The sequence below is a fragment of the Delftia sp. DT-2 genome, assembly GCF_028401915.1.
Taxonomy (GTDB): Bacteria; Pseudomonadota; Gammaproteobacteria; order Burkholderiales; family Burkholderiaceae_C; genus Comamonas; species Comamonas tsuruhatensis.
In genome coordinates, this window is the sequence record NZ_JAQOTI010000011.1 from 110,278 (window position 1) to 133,144 (window position 22,867).

At 63.5% G+C, this 22,867-nt stretch carries 29 protein-coding genes, 1 tRNA gene and 1 pseudogene; 13 read left to right on the forward strand and 18 right to left on the reverse strand.

The genetic code is table 11. The annotated features are described in order from the left end of the window. Positions 1-12 precede the first annotated feature (12 nt). Both PO605_RS20640 and PO605_RS20645 read left to right on the forward strand, forming a co-directional pair. On the forward strand, positions 13-1,065 hold the full coding sequence (locus tag PO605_RS20640) for an NAD(P)/FAD-dependent oxidoreductase (RefSeq protein ID WP_047472560.1): 1,053 nt from the start codon (positions 13-15) through the stop codon (positions 1,063-1,065). Positions 1,066-1,151: 86 nt separating this feature from the next. Then, on the forward strand, positions 1,152-1,424 hold the full coding sequence (locus PO605_RS20645; protein ID WP_227468472.1) for a hypothetical protein: 273 nt from the start codon (positions 1,152-1,154) through the stop codon (positions 1,422-1,424). A gap of 48 nt (positions 1,425-1,472) precedes the next feature. On the opposite strand, the gene asd is transcribed toward PO605_RS20645, so the two are convergent. Beyond that, entirely contained in the window at positions 1,473-2,327 is an 855-nt protein-coding gene (gene asd, locus PO605_RS20650) for an archaetidylserine decarboxylase (RefSeq protein ID WP_026062786.1), read from the reverse strand. Between the two features lie 452 nt (positions 2,328-2,779). Between asd and infA the strand changes: the two genes are divergently transcribed. Then, positions 2,780-3,028, forward strand: coding sequence for a translation initiation factor IF-1 (infA, locus tag PO605_RS20655; protein WP_012206460.1), 249 nt, complete (start codon positions 2,780-2,782; stop codon positions 3,026-3,028). Positions 3,029-3,088: 60 nt separating this feature from the next. Further along, positions 3,089-3,165 (forward strand) — tRNA-Pro (locus PO605_RS20660). 93 nt (positions 3,166-3,258) lie between these two features. Here PO605_RS20660 and PO605_RS20665 read toward each other — a convergent pair. Both PO605_RS20665 and trhA read right to left on the reverse strand, forming a co-directional pair. Continuing rightward, complete coding sequence (locus PO605_RS20665) at positions 3,259-3,441, reverse strand: hemolysin III family protein (protein ID WP_017406950.1); 183 nt, start codon at positions 3,439-3,441, stop codon at positions 3,259-3,261. A gap of 74 nt (positions 3,442-3,515) precedes the next feature. Continuing rightward, positions 3,516-3,911: pseudogene (trhA, locus tag PO605_RS20670) on the reverse strand (PAQR family membrane homeostasis protein TrhA); the annotation flags it as partial. Between the two features lie 204 nt (positions 3,912-4,115). Between trhA and PO605_RS20675 the strand changes: the two are divergent. Both PO605_RS20675 and PO605_RS20680 read left to right on the forward strand, forming a co-directional pair. Further along, positions 4,116-4,535, forward strand: a complete 420-nt coding sequence (locus PO605_RS20675) for a CopG family transcriptional regulator (protein WP_017406949.1) — start codon at positions 4,116-4,118, stop codon at positions 4,533-4,535. 10 nt (positions 4,536-4,545) lie between these two features. Next, positions 4,546-5,655, forward strand: coding sequence for an extracellular catalytic domain type 1 short-chain-length polyhydroxyalkanoate depolymerase (locus PO605_RS20680; RefSeq protein WP_047473961.1), 1,110 nt, complete (start codon positions 4,546-4,548; stop codon positions 5,653-5,655). 642 nt (positions 5,656-6,297) lie between these two features. On the opposite strand, the gene PO605_RS20685 is transcribed toward PO605_RS20680, so the two are convergent. Continuing rightward, positions 6,298-6,585 (reverse strand): H-NS histone family protein, encoded by a 288-nt coding sequence (locus PO605_RS20685; protein WP_016449500.1) that lies wholly within the window; start codon positions 6,583-6,585, stop codon positions 6,298-6,300. Between the two features lie 663 nt (positions 6,586-7,248). On the opposite strand from PO605_RS20685, the gene PO605_RS20690 reads away from it, so the two are divergent. Continuing rightward, positions 7,249-7,683, forward strand: a complete 435-nt coding sequence (locus PO605_RS20690) for a YbaY family lipoprotein (protein ID WP_016449501.1) — start codon at positions 7,249-7,251, stop codon at positions 7,681-7,683. Positions 7,684-7,754: 71 nt separating this feature from the next. Here PO605_RS20690 and PO605_RS20695 read toward each other — a convergent pair whose 3' ends face one another. Then, positions 7,755-8,378 carry a glutathione S-transferase family protein gene (locus tag PO605_RS20695; RefSeq protein ID WP_043791506.1) on the reverse strand — a complete coding sequence of 208 codons (624 nt, stop codon included), beginning with the start codon at positions 8,376-8,378 and terminating at the stop codon, positions 7,755-7,757. A 101-nt stretch (positions 8,379-8,479) separates the two neighbouring features. Here PO605_RS20695 and PO605_RS20700 point away from each other — a divergent pair, with 101 nt between their 5' ends. After that, positions 8,480-8,944, forward strand: coding sequence for a ribonuclease HI family protein (locus PO605_RS20700; protein WP_074931549.1), 465 nt, complete (start codon positions 8,480-8,482; stop codon positions 8,942-8,944). A 17-nt stretch (positions 8,945-8,961) separates the two neighbouring features. Here the strand turns inward: PO605_RS20700 and PO605_RS20705 are convergent, their stop codons facing one another. Then, positions 8,962-9,288 carry a tetratricopeptide repeat protein gene (locus PO605_RS20705; protein WP_017406945.1) on the reverse strand — a complete coding sequence of 109 codons (327 nt, stop codon included), beginning with the start codon at positions 9,286-9,288 and terminating at the stop codon, positions 8,962-8,964. 961 nt (positions 9,289-10,249) lie between these two features. Beyond that, the gene (locus tag PO605_RS20710) at positions 10,250-14,071 is read right to left on the reverse strand and encodes an ExeM/NucH family extracellular endonuclease (protein ID WP_047473960.1); all 3,822 of its coding nucleotides are present in this window, start codon (positions 14,069-14,071) and stop codon (positions 10,250-10,252) included. A 466-nt stretch (positions 14,072-14,537) separates the two neighbouring features. Here PO605_RS20710 and PO605_RS20715 point away from each other — a divergent pair, with 466 nt between their 5' ends. From PO605_RS20715 to PO605_RS20725, 3 genes are all read left to right on the forward strand, one after another. Then, positions 14,538-14,834: an H-NS histone family protein gene (locus tag PO605_RS20715; RefSeq protein ID WP_034364579.1), complete on the forward strand. Its 297-nt coding sequence runs from the start codon at positions 14,538-14,540 to the stop codon at positions 14,832-14,834. A gap of 62 nt (positions 14,835-14,896) precedes the next feature. Beyond that, complete coding sequence (locus PO605_RS20720) at positions 14,897-15,115, forward strand: hypothetical protein (protein ID WP_047326836.1); 219 nt, start codon at positions 14,897-14,899, stop codon at positions 15,113-15,115. A 270-nt stretch (positions 15,116-15,385) separates the two neighbouring features. After that, positions 15,386-15,865, forward strand: coding sequence for a thermonuclease family protein (locus PO605_RS20725; protein WP_016453328.1), 480 nt, complete (start codon positions 15,386-15,388; stop codon positions 15,863-15,865). Here the strand turns inward: PO605_RS20725 and PO605_RS20730 are convergent, their stop codons facing one another. Together PO605_RS20730 and PO605_RS20735 are read right to left on the reverse strand one after the other, a co-directional pair. Then, a complete protein-coding gene (locus PO605_RS20730) occupies positions 15,866-16,564 on the reverse strand; it encodes an SOS response-associated peptidase (protein ID WP_016453329.1) in 699 nt (232 codons plus the stop codon). Beyond that, complete coding sequence (locus PO605_RS20735) at positions 16,557-17,057, reverse strand: hypothetical protein (RefSeq protein ID WP_016453330.1); 501 nt, start codon at positions 17,055-17,057, stop codon at positions 16,557-16,559. The genes PO605_RS20730 and PO605_RS20735 overlap by 8 nt, the downstream gene beginning before the upstream one ends. A gap of 59 nt (positions 17,058-17,116) precedes the next feature. Here PO605_RS20735 and PO605_RS20740 point away from each other — a divergent pair, with 59 nt between their 5' ends. Beyond that, a complete protein-coding gene (locus PO605_RS20740) occupies positions 17,117-17,326 on the forward strand; it encodes a hypothetical protein (RefSeq protein WP_016453331.1) in 210 nt (69 codons plus the stop codon). A gap of 235 nt (positions 17,327-17,561) precedes the next feature. Next, on the forward strand, positions 17,562-17,843 hold the full coding sequence (locus PO605_RS20745) for a hypothetical protein (protein ID WP_016453333.1): 282 nt from the start codon (positions 17,562-17,564) through the stop codon (positions 17,841-17,843). Here PO605_RS20745 and PO605_RS30935 read toward each other — a convergent pair. Genes PO605_RS30935 through PO605_RS20790 form a run of 9 tightly spaced genes read right to left on the reverse strand, consistent with a single transcriptional unit; the run spans position 17,840 to position 22,863 of the window. Beyond that, on the reverse strand, positions 17,840-18,586 hold the full coding sequence (locus PO605_RS30935) for a Gp49 family protein (protein WP_016453334.1): 747 nt from the start codon (positions 18,584-18,586) through the stop codon (positions 17,840-17,842). The two genes, PO605_RS20745 and PO605_RS30935, sit on opposite strands and share 4 nt — an antisense overlap. Further along, positions 18,583-19,101 carry a hypothetical protein gene (locus PO605_RS20755; RefSeq protein WP_016453335.1) on the reverse strand — a complete coding sequence of 173 codons (519 nt, stop codon included), beginning with the start codon at positions 19,099-19,101 and terminating at the stop codon, positions 18,583-18,585. The genes PO605_RS30935 and PO605_RS20755 overlap by 4 nt, the downstream gene beginning before the upstream one ends. A gap of 46 nt (positions 19,102-19,147) precedes the next feature. Then, positions 19,148-19,732, reverse strand: a complete 585-nt coding sequence (locus tag PO605_RS20760; protein ID WP_047472385.1) for a glycoside hydrolase family protein — start codon at positions 19,730-19,732, stop codon at positions 19,148-19,150. Continuing rightward, a complete protein-coding gene (locus PO605_RS20765; RefSeq protein ID WP_046988297.1) occupies positions 19,729-20,040 on the reverse strand; it encodes a holin in 312 nt (103 codons plus the stop codon). Before PO605_RS20765 ends, PO605_RS20760 begins: the two co-directional genes overlap by 4 nt. Before the next feature lie 39 nt (positions 20,041-20,079). Beyond that, positions 20,080-20,622, reverse strand: a complete 543-nt coding sequence (locus PO605_RS20770) for a hypothetical protein (RefSeq protein WP_272206803.1) — start codon at positions 20,620-20,622, stop codon at positions 20,080-20,082. Next, positions 20,619-21,482 carry a hypothetical protein gene (locus PO605_RS20775; RefSeq protein WP_272206804.1) on the reverse strand — a complete coding sequence of 288 codons (864 nt, stop codon included), beginning with the start codon at positions 21,480-21,482 and terminating at the stop codon, positions 20,619-20,621. Before PO605_RS20775 ends, PO605_RS20770 begins: the two co-directional genes overlap by 4 nt. Before the next feature lies 1 nt (position 21,483). Continuing rightward, on the reverse strand, positions 21,484-22,014 hold the full coding sequence (locus tag PO605_RS20780) for a hypothetical protein (RefSeq protein ID WP_016450005.1): 531 nt from the start codon (positions 22,012-22,014) through the stop codon (positions 21,484-21,486). A gap of 5 nt (positions 22,015-22,019) precedes the next feature. Beyond that, entirely contained in the window at positions 22,020-22,514 is a 495-nt protein-coding gene (locus tag PO605_RS20785; protein ID WP_016453340.1) for a hypothetical protein, read from the reverse strand. Further along, the gene (locus PO605_RS20790; RefSeq protein ID WP_034347823.1) at positions 22,507-22,863 is read right to left on the reverse strand and encodes a hypothetical protein; all 357 of its coding nucleotides are present in this window, start codon (positions 22,861-22,863) and stop codon (positions 22,507-22,509) included. The genes PO605_RS20785 and PO605_RS20790 overlap by 8 nt, the downstream gene beginning before the upstream one ends. Positions 22,864-22,867: the final 4 nt, after the last annotated feature.

Below are 22,867 nucleotides of genomic sequence, written 5' to 3' on the forward strand. Positions count from 1 at the left end.
GCCGCGCAGCCCATGCAAGACACCTCCGGCGCGCAACCGATCCAGACCGATGCCCTCGTCATAGGCGCAGGCCCGGCGGGCCTGTTCCAGGTGTTCCAGCTGGGGCTGCAAGGCATCCGCTGCCATGTCGTCGATGCCCTGCCCCATGTGGGCGGGCAGTGCGCGCAGCTGTACGGCGACAAGCCCATCTACGACATTCCCGGCATTCCGGTGTGCACGGGCCATGAACTGGTCCAGCTGCTGCAGCGGCAGGTCGCGCCCATGGACGCGCAACTGCACCTTTCCCAGCAGGTCGCCCAGCTGCAGCGCATGGACGATGGCCGCTGGCTGGCGCAGACCTCGCAAGGCCTTGAACTGCATGCGCGCAGCGTCTTCATTGCGGCTGGCGTGGGCGCCTTTGTGCCCAAGGCGCTGAAGGTGCCCGGCGTGGAGCTGCTGGCTGCCGGCCAGCTCCACTACCATCCTGCCGATCTGGAAATGGTGCGCGGCCAGACCGCCATCGTCCACGGTGGCGACGAAGAGGCCGTGGCCGCGGCCATTGCCTGCGCCGACAGGGCCCAGACCACTTGCCTGCTCTACCGCCGCGACGCCTTCCAGGCTTCGGCGCCATTGCTGGAGCGCCTGCAGGAGCTGCGCGACAGCGGCGCAATCCGCGTGGTGATCGGCCAGATCACGCAACTGCATGCCGACTCAGGCCTGCTGCGTGCCGTGCAGTGGATGGATGGCGAAGGGCAGGAGCATGAACTGGCGGCGCAGCAACTGGTCGTCTGTCTGGGCATCTCCCCCCGCCTGGGCCCGGTCGCCGAATGGGGCCTGGCCATGGAGCGCAAGCAGCTGCTGGTGAACCCTGCAACCCAGGCCACCGATGCGCCAGGCATCTATGCGATCGGCGACATCGTCAGCTACCCGGGCAAGCACAAGCTGATCCTGTGCGGCTTCCACGAAGCCACCATGGCGGCCTTTGCCGCCGCCGAGTACCTGCAGGGCGAGAAACCGCTGCTGCAGTACACGACGACCAGCGCACGGCTGCACGCCATCCTCGGCGTTTCCCATCCGGACGCCTGAGCTTGGTGGTCGCCGCCCGGCGACCCTACAGTTCGGCGCGGCAGTGCCGATAAGGTGGGCAGCGTCCACTCATGCACATCAAGCCTATGGTTGCCACTCTAGAAGCCCCTCCCAGCACTGCCGTCGCGCCACCGGCCGATCCGCGCAGCTTCACCTTCCAGATGCCGCTGTTCCGCCCGGGCACGCAGGTCACACAGAACGGGAAGGCCGAGAAGGTCAGCCACGTCATACTGCGCCGCCGTGAACTGATGGTCTATCTGGTCGGCCATGAAGACCCCGTCAGGCCAGAGCGGCTGAGCATCGCACCCTCGATGTTCACCACACAGCGGCGCCCTGAAGCCCTGAGCTGGATTCTTTGACAGAAAACCGGGCCTGGGCCCGGTTTTTCATCGACGACCCTTCGAGACTCAGGCCTCGCCGCGCCCGGCCATCTTCTGGCCCAGGCGCACGGGCGCGGCATGTGTCCACTGCGCGTTGAAGCGCAGCCCTGCCGATGCGGGAAACAGCATGACCACGGTGGAGCCCAGCTGGAAGCGCCCCATTTCCTCGCCCTGGCCCAGGACGATGGACTGGTCGTCGTAGCGCCAGTCCTGGATGCGACCGGGCCGCGGCGGATTGACGATGCCGTGCCACACCGTTCCCATGCTGCCCACGATGGTGGCCCCCACCAGCACCAGCACCATGGGACCGTGGTCCGTATCGAAGACGCAGACCACGCGCTCGTTGCGCGCAAACAGGCCCGGCACGCCGCGCGCCGTGACCGGATTGACCGAGAACAGTTCGCCAGGCACATAAATCATCCGACGCAACCGGCCGGCACAGGGCATGTGGATGCGGTGATAGTCGCGCGGGCTCAGGTAAATGGTGGCGAAATGCCCGTTGTCGAACTGCCGCGCCAGCTGCGCATCGCCGCCGACCAGCGCCGTGGCGCTGTAGCTGTGCCCCTTGGCCTGGAAGATCTGCTCGCCCTCGATGGCGCCGATCTGGCTGATGGCGCCATCCACCGGACAAACCCAGTCAGCCGAAGCCAGCGGTCGCACACCGGGCTTGAGCGCCCGCGTGAAGAACTCGTTGAAGCTGGCATAGGCCGCAGGATCGGAATCGGCCGCCTCCGACATGTCCACGCCATAGCGTGCAATGAAGCGACGGATGACTGCCGTGGTCAGGTCACCCGCACGCGCCTGGGCCAGGCGCCCCATGACGGCAGTCAGCGCCTGCTTGGGCAAAAGATACTGGGAGAGAACGGCAAGTCGATCGGACATCGAGGTTTTGCTATAAAAGTAATAGAAGCTGTGGGCGGATTCTAGCCAACCCGCGACCATCGCCCCTCCTCGGCCACCGCGGCCTTCAACCCTGGCCGGACCGCCGCAAAGTCTCGCGCACGTTTTTCGAGGCCATCTCATCACACGCGGATGACAAAAGCCTCGCCGTCCCAGCACGAATCCGACCTGTGTTTTGCGTACGATGGCCGCTTTGAGCACCGCCCGCACGGCGACGAATACAACACTGTAGAATCAGGAAGTTTAGGTGTTGCCGGGCTTCGTCTTTGCGACACCGTTGTGACCTGGTCCTCTGTCCGGTCTGCGCCTTTTGCGCAGAACATCCACAGCCTTTTCAGCCTGACCACGTACCCCATGTTCTGTGGGCCAGGCAAGGTTTTCGTGGTTCCGACAAATGAGTGCCGCAACCGACCCAGACCTAAGAGATTGAACACATGGCCAAAGAAGAACTGATTGAAATGCAAGGCTCCGTCACGGAAGTCCTGCCTGACTCTCGCTTTCGTGTGACGCTGGAAAACGGACACCAGCTGATCGCCTACACCGGCGGCAAGATGCGCAAGCACCATATCCGCATCCTGGCTGGCGACAAGGTATCGCTGGAGATGTCGCCCTACGACCTCACCAAGGGCCGCATCACCTTCCGCCACCTGGCCAACCGTGGCCCCGGCCCTGGATCGCGTTGAACAGAAAATTCGCACATTGCGAAAATACCCATTTTTTTGACGCTACAATAGCGTTTTAGTCGGAGCGTAGCGCAGCCTGGTAGCGCATCTGCTTTGGGAGCAGAGGGTCGCGAGTTCGAATCCCGCCGCTCCGACCAAATGATTCAAGCCCCTGGTTCGAAAGAGCCAGGGGCTTTTGTCTAACAGAATCCAAGGCGTCCAACGCAGCGCCGCCAGCACGAGCCCTCGCTTCAGGCCAGCAAACCGACCACCGCGACGGTATGGCAGGCGCTGCCGGCAACCACGAACAGGTGCCAGATGCCATGCGAATGGCGCATGCTCGAAAGGCTTCGGTAGAACACCGTTCCTGCCGAATAGAGCAGTCCGCCCGCGAGCAGCCAGGCCAGGGTCTGCGCACCGTGGCGCAAGGCCATCGGCACCGCGCCCCCAAGCTGAGCCAGCCAAGGCTGATGTACAGGGACAGGCGCGGCGGCGAATCGAAACCAAGTGCACGTATCGCACCCTGCAATGCGAACACCCATACACCGGCAAGCAGAGGCCAAGCCCACAAGCCAGAGGGCGCCATCAAGGCAAAGGGCGTGTGGCTGCCGGCAATCAGCAGGTAGATGCAGGCGTGGTCGACGCGCTGCCAAAAACGCTTGCGTGCCCCGGTGCAGCCATGAAAGAGGGCCGAGGCACCGAACAGCGCCGCCAGAGAGAGGCCAAACACCACAGAGCCCGCAATCTTGCGCGCATCGCCGCCGGCCACCGTTTCGCAGATGAGGCCCACACTGGCCACCACGCCCACGAGCAGGGCTGCCAGATGACTCCAGGTATTGAACCGCTCGCCGGGCTGGCACCAAACGCTCGTGCCGCTCGGCAAGCCTGCCTGCAAGTCTGGCATGAAGCCTCCTGTCGCATGACCAAGGAACGCCGGACGCCGTGCCCGGCTCCGCCACCTTACGACTCAGACGTGACAGGGCAATGATTGCAACTCACACGCTGCAGCGCCGTCCGCCGGATACCCCACGACGTGCCGCGTCAAATTGCAACACCAGGCCTTGAAACCATCCCCAAACCATCCATATGGATGGCATAAGGATGTTCCATGGCCGCAAACACAACCACCTCCAACCCTCGCGTGAGCGAATCCGAGAAGCTCACCATCAATCTGGGCTATGTCGACCTGGGCCAGATCGACCTGCTGGTCGCCGAAGGCTTCTACGCCAACCGCAGCGATTTCATCCGCACAGCGATACGCAATCACTTGCGCAGCCATGCGGACGCGGTGCAACAGGTCGTCGCCCGCAAGATGCTGGTCCTTGGGATGCAGCATTTCTCCCAGGCCGATCTCATGCGGGTGCAGGCTGCCGGGGAAAAGCTGCAGATCCGCGTGTTGGGCCTGGCCAGCATCGCGCAGGACGTGCCTGCGCAGCTTGCCGCCGAAACCATCGAATCCATCACGGTGCTGGGAGCGCTCCAGGCCAGCCCCGCCGTTCGTGCCGCTCTGGCCGGCCGCATTACCTGAGAACCATTCCATGAAACAGCTTTTTCAAGACATGCTGGGCGAGGCGACACGCCTGACGCGCACCGGCCATCTGCTGGAAGCCACCGAGCTGATTCAGCGCACGCTGCGAGGTCACAGCGCGCCCACACCCCACGACAAGCCAGCCGCAACCAGTCATCGGGATGCAGGCTGGATCGTCGATGCCGAAGCCCGCTTCATCGACGATGCTCCCGAACTCGCCGTGCCTGCGGGCTCATCGCAGGCAGGCACCTCCAGCGACGAGCAATGGCTGCTCGGCAGCTACTCTCACGGAGGCCGGCAGCTGGCCTATCGTCTGTACGTGCCGCCAGGCAGTGCCCTCGAAGCGGGACCTCGCCCGCTCATCCTCATGCTGCACGGCTGCACCCAAGGGCCGCAAGACTTCGCCGCCGGCACGCGCATGAATGACCAGGCGCGCAGCGCTGGCGTACTGGTGCTCTATCCCGAACAAACACAGCATGCAAACTCGCAAAAGTGCTGGAACTGGTTCAAGGCCCAGCACCAGCAACGGGGCCGGGGCGAGCCCGCACTGCTGGCAGGCCTCACGCGCCAGGTGATGGCCGACCATGGCGCGGACGCATCGCGGGTCTATGTCGCCGGACTTTCGGCCGGAGGTGCAATGGCGGACATATTGGGACGCACCTATCCCGAGCTGTTCGCCGCCGTGGGCGTGCATTCGGGCCTGGCCGCCGGTGCCGCGTCCAATCTGCCCTCAGCCCTCGAGGCGATGCGAAGAGGCGCAGCATCTGGCTCGGCCAGCGGCCCCAGCGTGTGTCCAGTGATCGTGTTTCATGGTGACGCGGACACCACGGTACATCACGACAACGGCGCGGCCGTCGTGCATGCTGCACGCAGCGCTCAAAGCCCCACAGGCGCACCTCGCGTCAGCCAGGGCCATGCACCGAACCGCCAACGGTTCACCCGCTCTGCCTATATCGCAGCCGATGGCAGTACCGCCATCGAGCACTGGCAGCTGCATGGCGCAGGCCACGCCTGGTCCGGCGGCAGCGCTGCGGGCAGCTACACCGCGCCGGGAGGAATCGACGCCAGCGCCGAGATGCTGCGCTTTTTCCTTTCGCACCAGCGTGCGCGCAACTGCTGATTCGGCGCCGCTGCTCGCATTCGCCAACCACATGATTTCAAAGGCTCACAAGGGTTAGGAATGGTTGAGCATGGGCCTATTACTCCGGAAGAGCAGGCTCAGCAATAAATGGGCTGGCCAGGACAGCAAAAGGGCCCCCAGGGCCCTTTTTTGCCTGCATGGAGTCAAGCTGCCTCGAAAGGCATGGGAAATCACCGCGAGGCACAAGAGACAAGGCAGCCATATGAAATTCACGATGGGTCGAAAGCTCTGCCAGATGAGATAAGCACAGCCCTGACCATTTCGGAAGCTGGAATACAGGAGCCTTGTCCATGCTGGAGACCTTGATAAATCCGGGCTACGCCTGCGAAGGATATGCAGTGAAAGCCAGGCAGGACGTACAGGATCTTCTTGTAAGCCTGGCCTGCAGGCCTGCATGGCAGCAGATGCTGCGCAGTAATACGCGGTGGACGCACTGCCAGCGCCAGCGGCATGGTCCGCGAGAGATACCTTTACCGCGCTCTTCCACACGTCCACCTCGATCTGGGAGACCTTCGGGCAAGACAGCGCTCAGTCGCACTTTCCCGGACAGCTGCCGGCCGATCGAACCCACACGGGGACCCACAAAAGAAAAGGCCCGCGACTGCGGGCCCTTGATCAGATTCAGATCTCGAAAGCGGTTCGGTCCGCTGCGTCCTTGATCCAGCCGGGAGGCTTGCCCCGGCCGGTCCATGTTGCGCCAGTGGACGGATCACGGTACTTGGCCACACCTGTGCCAGCAGGAGACTTGCGCTTACCGGTAGCAAACACGTCTTCCTGGGTCAACTGGAACTGCTGGACCAGTTCACGGACCTTGGCGATGGCACCGCCTTTTTCGGCTTTGAGGACCTCGGCAATGCGAGCCTCGATCTCGGCCTTTTGCTGAAGGAGAGTCTTGTAATCAGATGTCATGGCTTTTTCTTTGGATGCATGCTAGCAAAAACGCATTCTATTCAAAAAATGCTCCGCACCCCAAAGCACAAGCTTTCCACCGCCGTGTGCTGGGACAGAGAAGCCCTTCCGCTTGGCACCCCACAGCCGTGGAGCGAGGCTCCGTGGCCGACGCGGCGGCTGCCCAGATCAATCGCTGCCGCACCTCTGCACACTTGCGCACACCTCTTCGCGCCAAGGAGTCAGCCCCTTGGGCTGCAATGACTTGCCCTCGGCTGCCGCGATGTGGAATGTGGAGATAGTTGCCCCGACACGTCAAAAGAAACGGTGCTCTCCCCTGCGGCGAGCGATGGCAAAAGCAAGAACGATTCACCACCCAAACAGGAGCGGCGGATTGATGAGAAGCAACGCAAATAGATCGGGACGCTTGACCCATCGCTCTTGGCATGGCGCAGGCCTCGAACGATGCAGCCCCCTCCGAAACCCTGTGGACTGTCTGGCAGCGTCCTTCATGCGCCGGCGCGACCTGAGCTTTCACACGCCCGTCGCCCTGGCTGGCAACCCGACCGCAGATCGGCGTATGCGACTTTGGGAAATGGCAGCAGCCTCTGTGGAACCCGTTCCTACAGCCCTCCAGAATGCGCCAAGCCAGACTGGGACCTTTCCAATCAAGAAGGAATTCCCATGAATCCCAACATCCTCCAGCGCCGCACCTCTCTCGCCATCGTGATGGCCGCCGCACTTTTGGGCGCATGTGCCCAGTCCCAGCCCTCGCCCAACGCGCCGGTCACCGCCGTCATGGGCACGGTCGATCTGAGAGAGCCCATGCCGCTCCCGTCCGATGCCGTGCTGGTTGTGGAGCTGCAGGACACCTCTCGCGCCGATGCCGCCGCCCCCGTGATATCTCAGCAATCCGTGCGGCTTGAAGGCCTCAAGCCCCCGTTCAGCTACAAGCTGCCCGTGGAGCCCAATCGTCTCAATCCTGCGGCGCAATATACGGTGACCTCACGCATCACCCAGGGCAACCAGCTCATCTTCACCAATGACACCGTCCACCCGGTCCTGACCCGTGGAGCAGGCCCGAAGGCCGATATGGTGCTGGTGCGGGTTGCCCCCTGACCTTCCCTAAAAAGACAAAGCCCGCAGGACATTCCGGCGGGCTTTGTCGCGCAGAGGGCACCAGGCGGCCATCAAGGCATGCCGTTGGCACCATGCGTGCGAAAGCCTGGGCGCTCGCAAAGCCGCTCATAGTACGCACGGACTGCGGGCAAGTCAGGGCGCTCCATCGGCGCAGACAGCCAGCGGTGGGCAGACAGGCCCAGCACGATGTCGGCAAGGGTGAGTTGCGCGCCTGCAGCAAAGGCGCCTGTGCGCGACAGTTGCTCCTCCAGTATGCGCATGTGGCGATGCCAGTTCGCCATGCTGCTGGCCAGCAGTGCAGGATCCTGATGCTCCGGACTGTTTCTCACCAATCCCATGAAGGCATAGCGCCAGGAGTTGTTCAGTTCGGTCGCCTGCCAGTCCATCCATTGCTCGACGCGTGCGCGCTCTGCGGGTGCTGCAGGCAGCAGGTCATGCCGAGCCTGGCGCGCGGCAAGATAGCGGCAGATGGTGTTGGACTCCCACAGCACCAGCGCCCCATCAAGCAGCACGGGAACCATGGCATTCGGGTTGAGTGCAAGAAATCCCGGCTCCTGCGTTGACCGATGGCCCGAACCCCACTCTTCCTGTTCGAACGAGACTCCCAGCTCCACGCAAAGCCACAGCACCTTGCGCACATTGATGGACGATGACTTTCCCAGAATCCTGATCATTCGCAGCCTTCTTCGGTTTCGGTGATTTGCAATCCTGCATTGTCCCGTCCAATCCGATGAGGAATGCGGTCAGATTCCCACTGCTGCCGCATGATGCAGACATGCCTCTGGAACAGCCGTCATCCCGCCGAAACCACTCTGGCCCTTCTCCGACCGACACAGACCTGTGGACTGCATACATCGATGCAAGCGCACTGCCCAACCCGGGTCGCATGGCCTTGGGAGCCGTCATCACGGCGCCCGACGGAACACGGCAGCTTCTGTCCCAGGTCTGCCCCGACCAAGGCTGCAACAACGAAGCCGAGCTGCGGGCCTTGATGGCTGTGCTGCAGACCCTGCTAGGCCTGCAGGCTCGCCGGCTGGCCATCTTCACGGACAGCAGCGTCCTGGTAGAGCAGTTGGCGCCATCGCCCCGCCCCACCAGGCCCATCGTGCGGCTGGCCGACCTTTTCGATCAGGCCCGCGCCATGCTGGCCGAGTTCGAGCATGTGCAACTGCGCTGGATTCCTCGTCACCGCAACACCGAGGCCGACGCGCTGGCCAGAGCGGCCCTTTTGCAGCCGTGACCCCGCGCTTGCCGCACTCAGGCGGACTGCTGCCTGTCCAGCCGCTTGAGGAACACACCAATCTCCTTGACGACCTGGGCATCTCCCTTTTCCTCAGCACAGGCCAACCCCGTGCTCCACGCCTGCCGAGCCCCCGAAGCATCGTCCAGCGCCAGCAATGCCCGGCCCAGAAGCTTCCATGCCACCGAATAGCCGGGATCGAGTTCAGTGGCGCGCTGCAGGTGCGAGTGCGCCACAGCAGGCGCATCGCCATCAAGATACGCCTTGCCCAACGTGCAGCGCATCAAAGCCGAGTCCTTGCCGGACGCCAGGAGGCCCTCGAGCCTTTGCGTCATTTCGTTCATGGTTTCATCCTTTGGTGGCAATGCATGTTCTCGATCCAGCTGAAATTGCGGTCATGCTACAATCTCGCGGTTGTCTGCGCAGACAATGCTGTATCTCACGCCGGCGCGTCGTGCACTACGACGAAAAAAACAACGGTGACAGCCGCAGAGACGTTCTGCCGTAAAACGATGGTCGCGTAAGAGCCATCGTCCACATCACCAGCAAAAAGCCCGCTTTCAAGCGGGCTTTTTGCATTCCCACTGCCTGGCTGGTCTCACGATGGCGTGTGAAAAACAGGATTTACGACTCAGTTGCATGCAACTTCACCCGAGTTAGCTCCGTCAAGCACCTTGTTTCAATTTACACTTGACAACCAGGAAGGACCGGAGGCGCCAGACGCCAGCGCTCTCATTTCAAACTCTTAGCATGTGTCCTTCCTGGATTGATCGCATGGAACGCTCCATTCAGCGCCCCGGCCGCCTCCGCAGCCGGGGCGTTTTTTCTTGACGACGATCGCTCAGGCGCCCTGGGCAACAACCGAAACGGGCACAAAGGCAAGTTTTTTCTCAATTACAGAGAAAAGCACAGGTTTATTTGAGAATGATTCTTGTTTGCGTGTATGATTCAACCCATGCCGCAGCATTCATGGTGTTGCAGCAGTTCAGTTTCATCGTGGGGCGACTCGTCAGGCCAGTTCAGCCTGCAGTCGTTTTTGCCAGCCAGCGGTATGCCGGTTAGCCAGGCTCTTTTTTTAAAGCACGATCATTTCTGGATATTCAATGCACCAGTTGCACTGAGGCAGCGTCCACAGCAGGCGCTTTTTCTTCGCCTCACACTGCCATCGCGCACCGGCCTGCGACTGCACCCCAAATTTCTCTGAACTCCATCGCATCCAGGCAATGCCCTGACTGCAGATTTCCTTCACGCAATGCAACAGGCCCGGCCCGCGCCAAGCGCAAGCCGGGCCTTCCCGTTGCCGGATCAGGAACCGCGACGGCGCAAACGGATGGCCAGCCCGCCCATCATCAGACTCAGCAGAGCCGCAGCCCATTCGCTCAGTGAAGGAATCGCCGCTGGCGTGCCGCCGCCGACCGCCGCAGCAGGCACAACCAGTGCAGAGGGATCTTCCACCCGGCCGTTGGCCACCAGATCGTCATCACCCAGGCCACCATCGCGCAGCACGAAGGAGACGACGCGCCCCTGCAGCGTTGCCGGTATCCGATACCAGTGCTGCGTGGCGTTGTCGCTTGTGCGCCCCCACTTCCAGTACTCGGCACCGCTGGGCAGATCACTGGGATAGGTCAGCTTGACAGTCACGAGCGCACCCGCATCACAGCCATCGGTATTCAGCTTCAGCAGTCCGTGGGGCACCACAGCCCCCGGACGCGGTGTGCCAGGCGCCGCCATGACCTGAGGCGGCTCGGCCAGGCGGCAGTTGATACCGCCGCCGGCGACTTCGCCCGATACCGCCATCTGGCCCGACCCGGTGATGTTGAAGCGGTTGGCCTGGTCCACAGGACCTGCAGCAGCCGCCAGCAACGGATAGCTGGCAGTCACAGGCGCATGGACCCCATCGCTCGCGCTCAATTGCAAGCTGGCCGAACCGGCCACCGATGCCAGATAGACGGCGGAGCGAAATTGCTCCGACACCTGAGCGGGGCTGCCGCGCAACTGTATGCCCGGCTGCGCGGCATCGGCGTCCTCCAGTCCAAGCACCTGCCCGTTGCTGGCAACAATGGACAGCGTCACGACAGGGCTGTCGGCATCTGCCACCTGCACATCGGCCAGATCGGCCGCCTGGCCAACCACCACGGATTGCGCATTGGCGGGCAAGCCACTGAGCGATGGCGCCTGCCCACCGAAATTCAGACCCAGCAAAATCGGATTGTGGTCGCTGGAACGATAGGCCGTCGGCGCATAGAAGCTGGCCTGCTGGTCCAGCGACTTGAACTCGAGGTTGTAGTCCAGGACTTCAGGCTCCTCGGCATTGATGGCCCACTTGACCGCGCGCCCCACGCTCGGCTGCAGGCTGGCACTTACCAGCACATGGTCCAGCGAGCCCCACATTCCATCGAACGCATAGGACAGGCCCTGAGACACCTTGGCGTAGCCGCCATCCTCCAGCGCCTTGATGGGGTCCTCCTTCGAGTACGCATTGAAATCCCCGACCAGCACCACATGCGGGCTGGTCGTGCCTGTGGGCCGGGTTGCCAGCCAGCTGCTCAGTTGCTCGGCCGTCTTCACACGCGCGGCGTTGTTGGCGCCCTGGCCGTCAAGCGCGTCTGCATTGCCCGGGCTGCTGAGCACACTGCCCTTGGATTTGAAGTGATTCACCACCAGCGTGAACTGCTCCGTGCTGCCGCCTACCGCAAAAGTCTGTGCAATCGGTACGCGTGCGCCGCCTACGCCTGGGTTGAAGGCGTCGTAGGTGGTGACGCTGGGTGCCGCTGCGCTGCCCACCGGCGTGACACGATCGCTGCGATAGAGGATGGCCACGGTGATCGCATCCGTGCCAGCACCCGCCACCGTACCTGAAGCCTCGCTGAAAGGCTCCTTGACCACTGCATATACGGCGCCGGCAGGCTTGTCCGCACTCGCGTTCAAGGCGTCGGCCAGATCCTGGATGGCGCTGCCCGGGCCAAAGCCGTTGTTCTGCACCTCCATCAGGCCATACACATCGGCGCCCAGCCCCAGCAGATTGGCCACGATCTTGGCGCGCTGCCTGTCCAGCTCGGCAATGCTGTTGGCACCACGAATGCCCTGCTGATTGCCCAGGGGCGTGCTGAACATCACCTGGGAAGAGCCGCTGGTGGCGCCCGTCAGGTTGAAGAAATTGAGCACGTTGGCCGAGGCAATCTTGAGCGATGCCGCCCCCACAGCCTGCTGCAACTGAGCAGCCGAGGGACGCGCCGCCCCCGAGAACTGCGGCGTCTGCGTAGGCTGTACGCGGTAGCTGGTCAGATATGGCTCGCTGGCAGCTGCATCCGAGAACTGATCGAGCACGCCGGTGACACGGTCCACGCCATCGCCGGCACGCAGCGTGTTGGAGGCCGACAGAGACTGTCCGCCGCGGCCCGGCACAGAGGCGGGATTCTGTGCGCCCGAGCGATCATCCAGAATGATCTGGCTGCGCTGCAATGTCTGCACATAGGCGGCATAGCCCGTCACGCTGGGCGCATTGAGTTCGGTGTACTGCGCCAGCGGCGCGTCGGCAGACAGCGTGACATTGCCGTAGCGGCCCAGTGTGCGGTTGTCGCTCACCACCAGCTTGCCGCCCGCAGTGGCGGACGCGACCTCCACACGCATCCCCTCCAGACGCTCCCACTGCCCCATATCGCTGACAGGCAGCGTGACGCGCACGGACTCCGGCAAGGCGGCCGAGCCACGGACCACGAAGTCCGTGATGGCGCTGAGCTGGGTCTGGTTGCGAAACTCGCTCACCGAGGCGGAGACCTGCACCAGCTTGCCTACCGTGCCCTCATCCACCCCGGGATTCGCATTGCCGTAATAGACGAAGACGCCCTCCGAGGTGGCAGCATCACCATCGGAATCCGCCTCCTCCTCCTGCACGAAGAAGCCACTCAACCCTGGCATATAGGCCGTTACCACGGCGCTCACTGTCACCTTCTGCCCCACCAGGGGAGACTGGTCGCCGGAACCCTGGAGGGCAGAAATTCTGGTGATGGGCGGCTCGCCCCCCGTCGTGAAGCCCAGCGCCGTGCCGGTCCACACATTGCCCGAGGTATCCAACACCGGCTCGCCCACGGGAACCAGGCTGTAGGACGTATTGACCGCCAGCCGCACACCGGCGTTGAGCGTGATGGTCAAGCCACTGAATTTCACCTTCGCCGCATCGCCAGCCTGCAGCATTGCCACCACGGTGCTGCCCTGGCGCAGTTCGAAGCTGCCGCTACCGGGTTTCACCGCCTCATCAAAGCTCAGCTTGATTTCGGGATTCAGCGCCACCCCGGTTGCCGCCGCAGCAGGAATGGTGGCCTGCACAGTGGGTGGCGTGGTATCGGGCAGTGCCAGGGCGATGGAGACATCGTCAACGGCCAGGCCGTGATCGTTGCCCGCATCATTGAGCTCGATCCAACGCAGCCACAACGTGGCGCCTGGCGCCCAGCCCAGACCGCGCAGATCGCCGCCCACATCATTCACCCGTCCGGCCACATTGCCATCCACCGGGGCGGCAGTACCGGTAGCGATCGGCGATTTCCAATTGAAATTCGCACCGGCAGGCAGCCATTCAGGCACATCGGCAAAGGTCGCGCCCATGCCGTACTCCAGCTCCATGGGCTGCTCGGAGGTGTTGCCGCCATTGCGCCATTGCTCGCCACTGAATCGCAGGCTGATGCCATCCACCGCGCCGCCCGTGTCATTGCGCATCGCCAGCGCAATCCAGCCGGCCACGGCACCCTGGGAGGGGCTGCCAAAGTAAGCTCCACCCGATGCCACGCCACCCAATGCACGGTCCGCATCCAGCCCCAGGCTGTAGAAGCTGCCGGCATTGGACGCGCCATTGCCTGCCGCATATGCAGTGATGCCCGCCAGGTTCCTGTTGAAGAGAAACCAGCCCGGCAGGGTGCTGTCATTGGCCCAGGCCAGCCCCGTCCCGGATGCGGCCAGGGTGTCGAAATTCTGCGCATAGGTGCCGGTGAAAGGAACCTGCGCCCATACGCCGGCGGAGGCCGAAAGAAGCAGGCCTGCACCATACAGACGCCAACGATGGCGCTGCAGCGGCGGACTCATCGGATTGGCCGGGTTGAATACAAACGGAATCAGCGTGCGGGCAATGGACATGGATGTGCAATAAAAAAATAATGCGCATCCCCCCGTGGTTGCGCAACTTCCGGTTTATCGCGCATGGACATGACCAGCCTGTGACTCGGCGGATGCTCCCGCGTCCTACGCGCAGACTGGCCGCTCACCCATCTGCCAACCCCGATACGCCATGCATCATTGCACCCAGTTTCTGAATCGTTTCATTGCCGGCCCTGGGGCATTTCCTCCTCCCTCCCTCTCATTCCCCCAGGAAGCCTTCAAAAAGGCACCGGCTCTTTCTTCCCAGGCCAGCGCAAGCCGCTGGCCTTTTTCTTGGGCGCGCCTCGTCGCCACAACCATCCTCGTCACCCGTCTTGAACGCGCCACGTCGCTGGTGGCTTTTCGTGCGTCCGCACACTCCCACACTCTTTTTCTTACTCATAACTTACAAAAAATTCATTCCCGTGATATACACGCGCATCTCCCACTGAAAATCATCATCGCCATGACATCCGACTACAGGGCCCTGCTGCAACAAAAAGCCGATCTTGAGAAAAAGATCGACGCTCTGATCAAGCACGCAAGAACGGATGCGATCACTGAAGCAAAGGCCATGGTGCAGCAATATGGCCTGACGAAAGAGGATGTCTTCCCCTCCGCCAGGATCAAACCTCGCCAGACCGGACAGCGCAGCGTGGGCGAACCCAAATTCCGCAACCCCGAAACCGGCGCAACCTGGACAGGCCGCGGAAAGCCGCCCAAGTGGATAGAAGGCAAGGACCGCGCAAGCCTCGCCATCTGATCGCCAGCCATATTCAGGCGCGATGCCATACCATGTGCTTCCATCACCAGGAGGAAGCACACATGAGCAAACAGAACTCGGACACGCTGTTGGCTGCAGAACTGGCCGACCACTTCATAGAAGTCATTTTGTCGACCAAGCCCGAACTGCTGGTGTCGGGCATCGGCGGAGTGGCAGACCTGCACCACATACAGCATGGGGCCAAGGCCCTGGCACATTTCCGCCTGACGCTGATCCAGGAACTGTCCCAGCAGCCCATGCCCGACATGAACAGCCACTGAGGCGGGCGCGAGGCAACGAACAGGCAAGAAAAAACCGCCACACACTGAGGTCTTCAGTGTGTGGCGGTGTCTTGGATGGTGGAGCTGGCGGGAATTGAACCCGCGTCCGACCCAATATCCACGCGCCTTGTGGCTGGGCTGCGTGAATCCGGTGTGAATTTCCCAATTTCCAAAAACAAGCCGTGGCAACCTATGGCAATCTGCTCGGCGCTGCAGAAATCGCGGGCTTATTGCATCATTTTGTAAGCGCAATTCATCCCAGAATTCAGCATGCTCGCAGCTACCCTCATCTGTCTTGTCGTCGGCATCAGCGACGGCGACACCCTCACTGCCCGCTGCGGCCAGCCGGGCGAGTACCAACAGATCAAAGTTCGCCTGGGCGGGATCGATGCTCCTGAGAGTCGGCAGCCGTTCGGCGCCCGCGCCAAGCAAGCCTTGAGCGACCTCACATACCGCCAGGAAGCCGAGCTGCGCTGCAACAAGATCGACAGGTACAAGCGCCACGTCTGCAGCGTTTGGGTCGCGCCGGCATCGTCGCCCAATGGCCCACGCACGCTTGACGCTGGCCTGGCCATGGTCACGCAGGGCATGGCATGGTGGTATCGCTACTACTCCAGCGAGCAGACGCCGCAAGAGCGCGGACAGTACGAATTCGCGGAGGCAGAGGCCAAGGCCAAGCGCGTGGGGTTGTGGTCCGATCCTGAGCCAGTCGCGCCCTGGGACTGGCGTGCACAGCGTCGCGGCCGCTGATCAACCCTCGAGTTTCAGGGCCTGCAGCTGCTCGGCCGGCAGCAACGCCTCTTCCTCGGGCTTCTCTGCTCCACTGCGCAGCACGCCCAGCGGCGGCAGCTTGATCAGCGCTTCCGCCTGCGCGGCCGTGCCGTGCAGCCATGCATCCCAGTCGCCGGGCTCCAGCATCACCACGCCGCGCTTTTCCTTGCCGGGTCTGTGCATCAGCGCGAGCACCGGGTGGCCGTCCGCCGGCTGGGTGATCATCGTGTAGTTCGGCACGACCTCGCCAGTCGCCGGTTCCACCCACTCCGAATACAGGCCGGCCAGGGCCGCCGGCGTGCCATCCGCGCGCCTGAACGACCACCACACGTTGCGGCTTCCAAGGCCCCAGTACGGCTCCACCCAGGACTCGACGGGGATCAGGCAGCGCTGGCCCGCGCGCCATGCCGGCGCAAACGTCCAGGACTTGGCCAACGTCTCACGGCGCGCGTTGTTCGTGCTCATCGGCTTGCCGTCGACCGTCATGGGCCGCCGCGTCTTCGAGCTGCGCGGAATCATGCCCCACTGCCCAACTTCCAGCACGCCGCCGGGCTTGATATACGGCCCCAGGGCCAGCGGCGTGACGTGCGGCTTCCACCACCTGTTCGGCGCTTGGCGTCCCAGCGCGAAGGCACGCTCGATCTCTATCTCTTCCGGCGGGGTGTAGCGATTACACATAGGGCCACCTCTTGGTTGGCCGCTCGATTGCAGCCTTGGCCGTAGCGTACTGCCCTCCAAGCCAGCTTTGCATCAGCTGCAGCGCCGGATCAATGCCGGCAGCGTCCGGGCAGCACAGCCAAGTCTGGTTCCACCGCCGCAGGCCCCCTTCATCCCATTCTTGGCCGCGCAGCAGCATGGACCCGTCCTCGCGCATTCGCAGCATTTCCACCTGGGTCATCCCTCTCGTGAGCTTATCCCCCGATCCGGGATCAATGATGTCCACGCGATCATCGCCATACCCTCCTCTGGTCGTGACCAGCAGGCCCGTGACGCGGCGGATGTCACGCAACATCGGCACGGACAGGTAGACGCCACAAAAGCGCAAACGCAGCATGGTCGTGCGCCAGCCGGCCTCGACTTGGCCCTTGCGCTCCTGCTCGCTGCCGGGCGCGCAGCCCTCTGAGCGATATCGGCCTGGCAGATCTGCCAACCCTGCTGAATCCTGGGTCATGACATTTTCACTGTATGAATGTACAGTTATTATGCAAACCCGATCTCCAGGAGGTCCAGATGATCACCCCTCAAGCAACCCAGAAATTCGCCCTGCTCCGCATGCCCGAATGGTTCGGCGTGCCTGAGATTGAGCCGCTGCCAGCCCCGCCAGAGGCCTATCGGATAGTGGAAGCGCACCCCGGATGGTTTGAAGTGCGCGGGCCGGGCGGCGCGCTGGTGTACAGCGGCCTGGGGCCGGTCCAGATTCTGGCGAACCACCATGTATGAAGATGACGACCCGCTGAACTGCCTGCACCCCACAGTGGTATGGCCATCGGGCTGGGCGGCGGTATGTGGGCAGGAGATCCTCCCGCTGGCCCCGGAGTGCTACCGGGTTGTGCACACGGCTCCATGGTGGTCCATCGTCCTGGACCCTGAGGGCAATGTCGTGTACCGCGGCTTCGGGCCTGTGGAGGTCATCCGATCGCCTGCGCCGTTCTGACGCACGGGCACAATGCCGCCCATGGCAATCGATCCGACACATCCCAAGCACACAGTCCACCAGCGCGTCGTGGAGGGTTTCCAGGGACACTGGAAGGCCCACGGCAGCGACAAGTATCCGCAGCGCTTCCGGCTGCCCCCGGAGGAGCTGTATCACCTGGACCATGTGATGCACAAAGGCGGGCACCCAGGTCTGATGTGGGGCGTGCCGCTCGAAGCCGACCCCGCGACGAAAGGCGAAATGGTCGCAATCGACGGCTCAGTTGTGTCGATAGCGCCGGCTGACCCGGCGCCTGCGGCTTAGGCGCCAGCCGCAAGCTTGTCGCGCAGCCGGAAGCCCAGCAACGGCCAGATCTTCTGCACTGCGTTCGCGCGCGCGATGCAGCGGCCGATGGCGGCGTCGAAGTTCTCGGGGGACGCGCAGGCCGACTCGCCTGTGACGGTGAAGCCGTTGCGCAGCTCCAAAACACAGAACGTCAGCAAATTGAGAGGGCTTTGCGCCAACTCGGCGTACTGGAAGCCGTGGTTCTTGTGCGAGTGGCCGTGCCGGCCTTCGGCAGCAGTGAAGTAGGTCTCCTCCACGATCTCCCGCTGGATGTCATCCGGGGTGACCCGTGCCGCTGTCTTGCCCTTGGCCTGGATCTCGGCTTCGATGGACTGTTCGGTCGGAGAGAGGTCGGGCAGAGGGCCTGGGCCGGTGGCTGTTGTGCCGTCGCCGTAGGCCTTGGATTCGATAGCGCCTGGCGCGGCTTCGGCCTTCGCCACCTGGCCCTTCTGGTACGGCATCCATTCGCACACCATGTAGTCATCGTCGCTCGGCTCCCATTGACCGGCCAGAAGCGGTACGCTCGGCACCATATGCGTCCGGCCAACGTGGTCACACACGGCCAGATTCACCATGTGGTCGTGGTGAACATAGACGATGCCGGCGTCCATCGGCTGGCCAGACCCCAGTTGCGTCACGGTTGGGTTGCGCTCCAGAAACTGAGCACTCGGGCGGAACCAGACACGGCGGCCGATTGTGGGTTTGATGGGAGAGGTGTTCATGGATTGCCTTCTGCGGTGGTGCCTGCGACCGGCAGGCTCGGGGATGGGATCACGGGCCAGGCGGCGCCGAGGGTTTGGACATCAGCTGCGTGCCCTGCAGCCGCTGCTGCCATGTCCCCATACGCTGCGCGGCAGTCTTCAAATACGGCTCCGAGGGCAGTGGCGTACTCAATGACGGCAGCAGGGGGAGCGCTGGCAAGTCGGCGGGCGGCATCTGCGGATTGCTCGCGCAGGCCGTCAGAGACAGTGCGCAGCTGGTCAAAATCACGGCGCAGCAGCGCCTCGCGGTCACGGGCGGCATTGAGGGCTCCTTGGTATTTGGTGTTCATGGCCTGCTCGGCCTGGCGCACGCGGGCGTCGGCCGCGCGCTGGGCCGTGCTGGTGGCCAGTTGCTGGGTGGTGGTTTCTAGCCGGGCCTCGGCCAGCTCGGCGCCCAGGCGCGCGCCCTGGAACTGCCATGCCAGCACGGCGGCCACAGCGGCAGCGGCCACATGGGTGTAGAGAGCGGGGATCACCGGCCACCCCTCCACCAGTACCACCACATTGCCCAGAGGATCGGGTTCATTGCTGGGCCTCCATACACGCGGCGTGCCGCGCCTGCTGCCGAGTCCAGACGCCGCGGCAGATGCGATTGCCCGGCGTGCTGCAGTCGTAGCGCCAGCGCTTCGGGCGGCCGGCCGCGTCCCACTGGTAGGGCTCCCAGCCCGGCCCTTCTTTCCTGGAGCTGGTCATGAAGCGATAGCCCAGCAGCGCTTGGCAGGCGGGGGCGAACTGCCCGGCCAGCAGCCGAGTGCGCATGGGGCTGGCGCGCCAGGCGCCGATGCCGTACTGGTAGGTGAAGTCCAGGTAGAGGTCGTATTCCGCCTGGTACAGGGCCACGCCAGGCAAGCTGGCTCGGAACATGGCCTCGTCCTTGGATGTGTGGCTGCGCACCAGCTGCAGCGCTCGCTCGCGCGTGATGGGCGGATCGGACATCTGCACCGGCGTGCCGTCCTCGTAGACCGTGGAGCCGTGGCCGATGGTCGGCCGATCGCCCTGGGTCGGGATGTGCGGGTCAGGCCGGAAGCCCTCCACGCCCAGCGTGGCCAGCAGCCCAGCCGCCGAGATGGTGAGCGCGGCAACGGCGGTGCGCGGGGTCTTGCTCATAACGCACCCATGTCGGTTGTTGATTGCTCTGGCTCTTCACAGGCGGGCCGGAAGGGGATGCCAGTCTTGCGCATCAACTCCATGCGCAGTGCGCGCTCTGCCGCTTCGTCACGAGCCTTTGCCTCCGACCGTCGATCGGCCTCCCGCCTGTAGTACCAGTTCACCAAGGTGCCCAGAAGCGCAATGCAGATGCCCAGCAAGCCGATGGCTTGGGAAGAGGCGAGCCAGCCGAGAAAGCCAACGACAGCCCCGCCGCCGGTGGTGCGACTGCCTGCCGTTGCGAGCGTGTCGAGGGTTTCAGTTTTCATGGCCCCGATGATTCCGGGGCCGGGCCGCGCTGGCGAACCCTACACGGGGGCCGCAGGCCAGCCGGCCGCGACATCGATCTGCGACAGCGCCAGGGCGTCGTCGGCCGCCGCATCGATCTGGTCCTCGATGCGCTGGCGCGTGCCCGTCAGCAGGCCGTGCACTTGGCGGTATGCGCCATCCTTGGCCCGGATGCGATCGGCCAGCACCAGGCGGTCCAGCCCACGCGCCAGCGCTGCGGCATCGATCCAGGGCGTGGCCGCCGCCGGGTCAGCCTCCAGCGCCCTCGCCTCCTCCGTCTGCACGGGCCAACTCTCGCGCTCGCTCAGGGGGTAGCCTGCGGCGATCACCTGGATGTTCTTGCGGTACTCTGCAGCCAGGGCCAGACGCAGGCCCGCCGCGATCTCGGCTGCCGGCCGCAGTTCGGCAGGTAGCGGCACGCCGCCGGCCGCGAGCCAGGCGCGGTATTCGACTGCATCGGGATTCGGTGGCAGGCCCGGATCGTCCGCAAGCGGTATCGTCGCGCGTGCGCCGTCCTGCCAGCGATACACGAACCCCTCTCCGGTGAGCTGGTATGTCGTCATGCGTACCACCCTGGCGTAGTTGCGGAGCCAGCTGTGCTGCCGGGCAAATAGCTGGAACCTGCTCCGTTCACAAAAATGCCGGACCCTGTATCCGTGGAATAGCGCTGCCCCGTAGCACTTCCGGTGAATGTAGAGGCATGGAATTGAGCCAACGAATTACGAGCTGCGCGTGCATAGCCACCAGATCCAAAGGATGGCGATCCAGTCAGAGTGACATTGCAGAGCAGTCCCAGGAATGTTGCTTGATCAACGCATTCGACGTGCCAACCCGAATCAACCGCGCCAGATATCGTGTATGTAGCCGCCCGCGCATTGAGAATACTTCCACTCGCAATATACATATGCGTGCGACCTGCCGCCGCATAATTTATCTGATCGATAGTTAAATAATTTTTCCCACCTTCCAAAAGAATTGGATATCCGGCAGTTCCTGTAGTTTGCAGCGTTAGATACGTCGCTTTGTATTTGCTATAGCGGGTTTCTACACCCCGGAAACACGAACCGTTGTTGACAGAAATAATTGTGCTGGTTTGGTCTGCATTTAGCCCTCGTACATGAATCGTTCCGCCACCAACATGCTCGCGGAGAACGACCCCCGCAGCGTAAGTTCCGGGCCCCACCAAGATGGTGATGTCGAAATTGTTGTTGTCGAAAGCAGCCGCGACATCGACCGCCTTCTGGATCGTGAGGAATGCACTGCCCGCACTATTGGCCAGTCCTGTGTTGCTGTCGCTGCCATCGGTGCGGACGTAGTAGGTGCGCGCGGCGGTGAGCTGCTCGCGCACGCCGGGCAGCGTGTCGCCCGCGGGCAGCTGGCGAATGCGCCCGCCGACCCTTACAAGTGGCCGCCGTGCAGTCATTTCAGAGGGTCACGTAGCCAAGGTCATCCGTGACCAGCTCGGTCGCGCTTTTGGCCGTGCCCAGCTCCTGGCAGACCTTGTTCGCATTGGCCGTGTCGGTGGGGTCGAGCGCCGCCGTGATGACCCCGCCAGCAGTACCCAGCCAGTAACGGCTGCCAGGTGTCAGGCCCGTGAGCGCGGAGTTCGTGGTGTCCAGGGGGTAGACGGTGGCATTTGCAGCCGAGGCCACGGCATCCTTCACAAAGCCATCGGCTTGGCGGCCGTTGCTGTTGTCGGCCAGCCGCACGTTCAGCGCACCAGCATTGGCATGGAAATTCACGAACTTGCCCGCACCGATAGCCTCGCTTGCCGGCGCGATGATCGTATTGGCGCCGATTCCGGCGGGCAGCAGCGAAGGGTCCAGCCGCCCGTCCGATCCTGTGGCCACGAGCTTACCCGCATCCGCTGCGCCGGCAGAAACGGCCAAGCCGAACAGTTGGCGGGTCTTGCCCGAGACACGGGCCAAAAAGCCCTGGGTGGGTTGAGTTGCCATGGTGCTTACTCCAGTGAAATAGGGTCTTGCAGATTCAGCGCGATGCGCGTGGAGGATGTGGCAGAGCCGATGAGTAGGTCGAATCCGCTTGTGGGGGGCGCTTGCGTCAGCGCTCCGGCGGCGCCGAGGTAAACCCGGCCCGGCACCCAGTGCCAGCCGCTGTCCTCAATGGCACCCAGTCGCTGCACATTGACCAGCTCACCGGCTTGGGCCGCCGTCAGCGTGATGCCCAGCAACAGGTCGATGTGCGCCGCATCGTCAGCGCCCAGCGCGCGCACCACGCCATTCAGTTCATACACCGCGAGCAAGGCCGACAGGTTCGTGCCGGCCGTTCGCTGCACCGATGCGCCGCCGGCAGGGCCGGGCTCGCCGGGACGGCCAGGAGGCCCCTGCTGTCCCAGCTCAACGATCTCGGTTTCTTGAACCTGCTCGACCAGCACGGAGTCCTGGGCCTCTTCAGCCAGGATCTCGACCTCTTGGACGACCAGCAAATCAGTCACGGGTGACCTCCGGGCTCACACAGCAGGAGCCTTGGGCCAGGCGCGTGACCTCGCCGCTGGGGTGGACGATTTCCAGATCGAACACCCCGCCGGTCCAGGCGATGGCGGCAGTGGTGCTGGCATCGACCAGCAGGTCCACCGTGCCGGCAGTACCTCCCAGGGCAATGCGCCCGTTATCGGTGGTCAACTCCAGCAGCGCGGCCGTGGACTCAATCTCCTCGCGCACCTGCATGCGGGCCGTGCAGCCCGTCAGGTCGATGGGTGTCTTGCCGGGGTTGAGCCAGCGCAGGCGCCGCCGGAATGTGGCGCCTTGGTAGATCGTGAAGTTGAGCTTGGCCGGCTTGGTCATGCCC

Bases quoted from the DNA above. Each gene is read 5' to 3' on its own strand.
- PO605_RS20640 (WP_047472560.1), top strand. From the start codon at position 13: ATGCAAGACACCTCCGGCGCGCAACCGATCCAGACCGATGCCCTCGTC.
- PO605_RS20645 (WP_227468472.1), top strand. From the start codon at position 1,152: ATGGTTGCCACTCTAGAAGCCCCTCCCAGCACTGCCGTCGCGCCACCG.
- asd (WP_026062786.1), bottom strand. From the start codon at position 2,327: ATGTCCGATCGACTTGCCGTTCTCTCCCAGTATCTTTTGCCCAAGCAG.
- infA (WP_012206460.1), top strand. From the start codon at position 2,780: ATGGCCAAAGAAGAACTGATTGAAATGCAAGGCTCCGTCACGGAAGTC.
- PO605_RS20665 (WP_017406950.1), bottom strand. From the start codon at position 3,441: ATGGCCTTGCGCCACGGTGCGCAGACCCTGGCCTGGCTGCTCGCGGGC.
- PO605_RS20675 (WP_017406949.1), top strand. From the start codon at position 4,116: ATGGCCGCAAACACAACCACCTCCAACCCTCGCGTGAGCGAATCCGAG.
- PO605_RS20680 (WP_047473961.1), top strand. From the start codon at position 4,546: ATGAAACAGCTTTTTCAAGACATGCTGGGCGAGGCGACACGCCTGACG.
- PO605_RS20685 (WP_016449500.1), bottom strand. From the start codon at position 6,585: ATGACATCTGATTACAAGACTCTCCTTCAGCAAAAGGCCGAGATCGAG.
- PO605_RS20690 (WP_016449501.1), top strand. From the start codon at position 7,249: ATGAATCCCAACATCCTCCAGCGCCGCACCTCTCTCGCCATCGTGATG.
- PO605_RS20695 (WP_043791506.1), bottom strand. From the start codon at position 8,378: ATGATCAGGATTCTGGGAAAGTCATCGTCCATCAATGTGCGCAAGGTG.
- PO605_RS20700 (WP_074931549.1), top strand. From the start codon at position 8,480: ATGCCTCTGGAACAGCCGTCATCCCGCCGAAACCACTCTGGCCCTTCT.
- PO605_RS20705 (WP_017406945.1), bottom strand. From the start codon at position 9,288: ATGAACGAAATGACGCAAAGGCTCGAGGGCCTCCTGGCGTCCGGCAAG.
- PO605_RS20710 (WP_047473960.1), bottom strand. From the start codon at position 14,071: ATGTCCATTGCCCGCACGCTGATTCCGTTTGTATTCAACCCGGCCAAT.
- PO605_RS20715 (WP_034364579.1), top strand. From the start codon at position 14,538: ATGACATCCGACTACAGGGCCCTGCTGCAACAAAAAGCCGATCTTGAG.
- PO605_RS20720 (WP_047326836.1), top strand. From the start codon at position 14,897: ATGAGCAAACAGAACTCGGACACGCTGTTGGCTGCAGAACTGGCCGAC.
- PO605_RS20725 (WP_016453328.1), top strand. From the start codon at position 15,386: ATGCTCGCAGCTACCCTCATCTGTCTTGTCGTCGGCATCAGCGACGGC.
- PO605_RS20730 (WP_016453329.1), bottom strand. From the start codon at position 16,564: ATGTGTAATCGCTACACCCCGCCGGAAGAGATAGAGATCGAGCGTGCC.
- PO605_RS20735 (WP_016453330.1), bottom strand. From the start codon at position 17,057: ATGACCCAGGATTCAGCAGGGTTGGCAGATCTGCCAGGCCGATATCGC.
- PO605_RS20740 (WP_016453331.1), top strand. From the start codon at position 17,117: ATGATCACCCCTCAAGCAACCCAGAAATTCGCCCTGCTCCGCATGCCC.
- PO605_RS20745 (WP_016453333.1), top strand. From the start codon at position 17,562: ATGGCAATCGATCCGACACATCCCAAGCACACAGTCCACCAGCGCGTC.
- PO605_RS30935 (WP_016453334.1), bottom strand. From the start codon at position 18,586: ATGAACACCTCTCCCATCAAACCCACAATCGGCCGCCGTGTCTGGTTC.
- PO605_RS20760 (WP_047472385.1), bottom strand. From the start codon at position 19,732: ATGAGCAAGACCCCGCGCACCGCCGTTGCCGCGCTCACCATCTCGGCG.
- PO605_RS20765 (WP_046988297.1), bottom strand. From the start codon at position 20,040: ATGAAAACTGAAACCCTCGACACGCTCGCAACGGCAGGCAGTCGCACC.
- PO605_RS20770 (WP_272206803.1), bottom strand. From the start codon at position 20,622: ATGACGACATACCAGCTCACCGGAGAGGGGTTCGTGTATCGCTGGCAG.
- PO605_RS20775 (WP_272206804.1), bottom strand. From the start codon at position 21,482: ATGACTGCACGGCGGCCACTTGTAAGGGTCGGCGGGCGCATTCGCCAG.
- PO605_RS20780 (WP_016450005.1), bottom strand. From the start codon at position 22,014: ATGGCAACTCAACCCACCCAGGGCTTTTTGGCCCGTGTCTCGGGCAAG.
- PO605_RS20790 (WP_034347823.1), bottom strand. From the start codon at position 22,863: ATGACCAAGCCGGCCAAGCTCAACTTCACGATCTACCAAGGCGCCACA.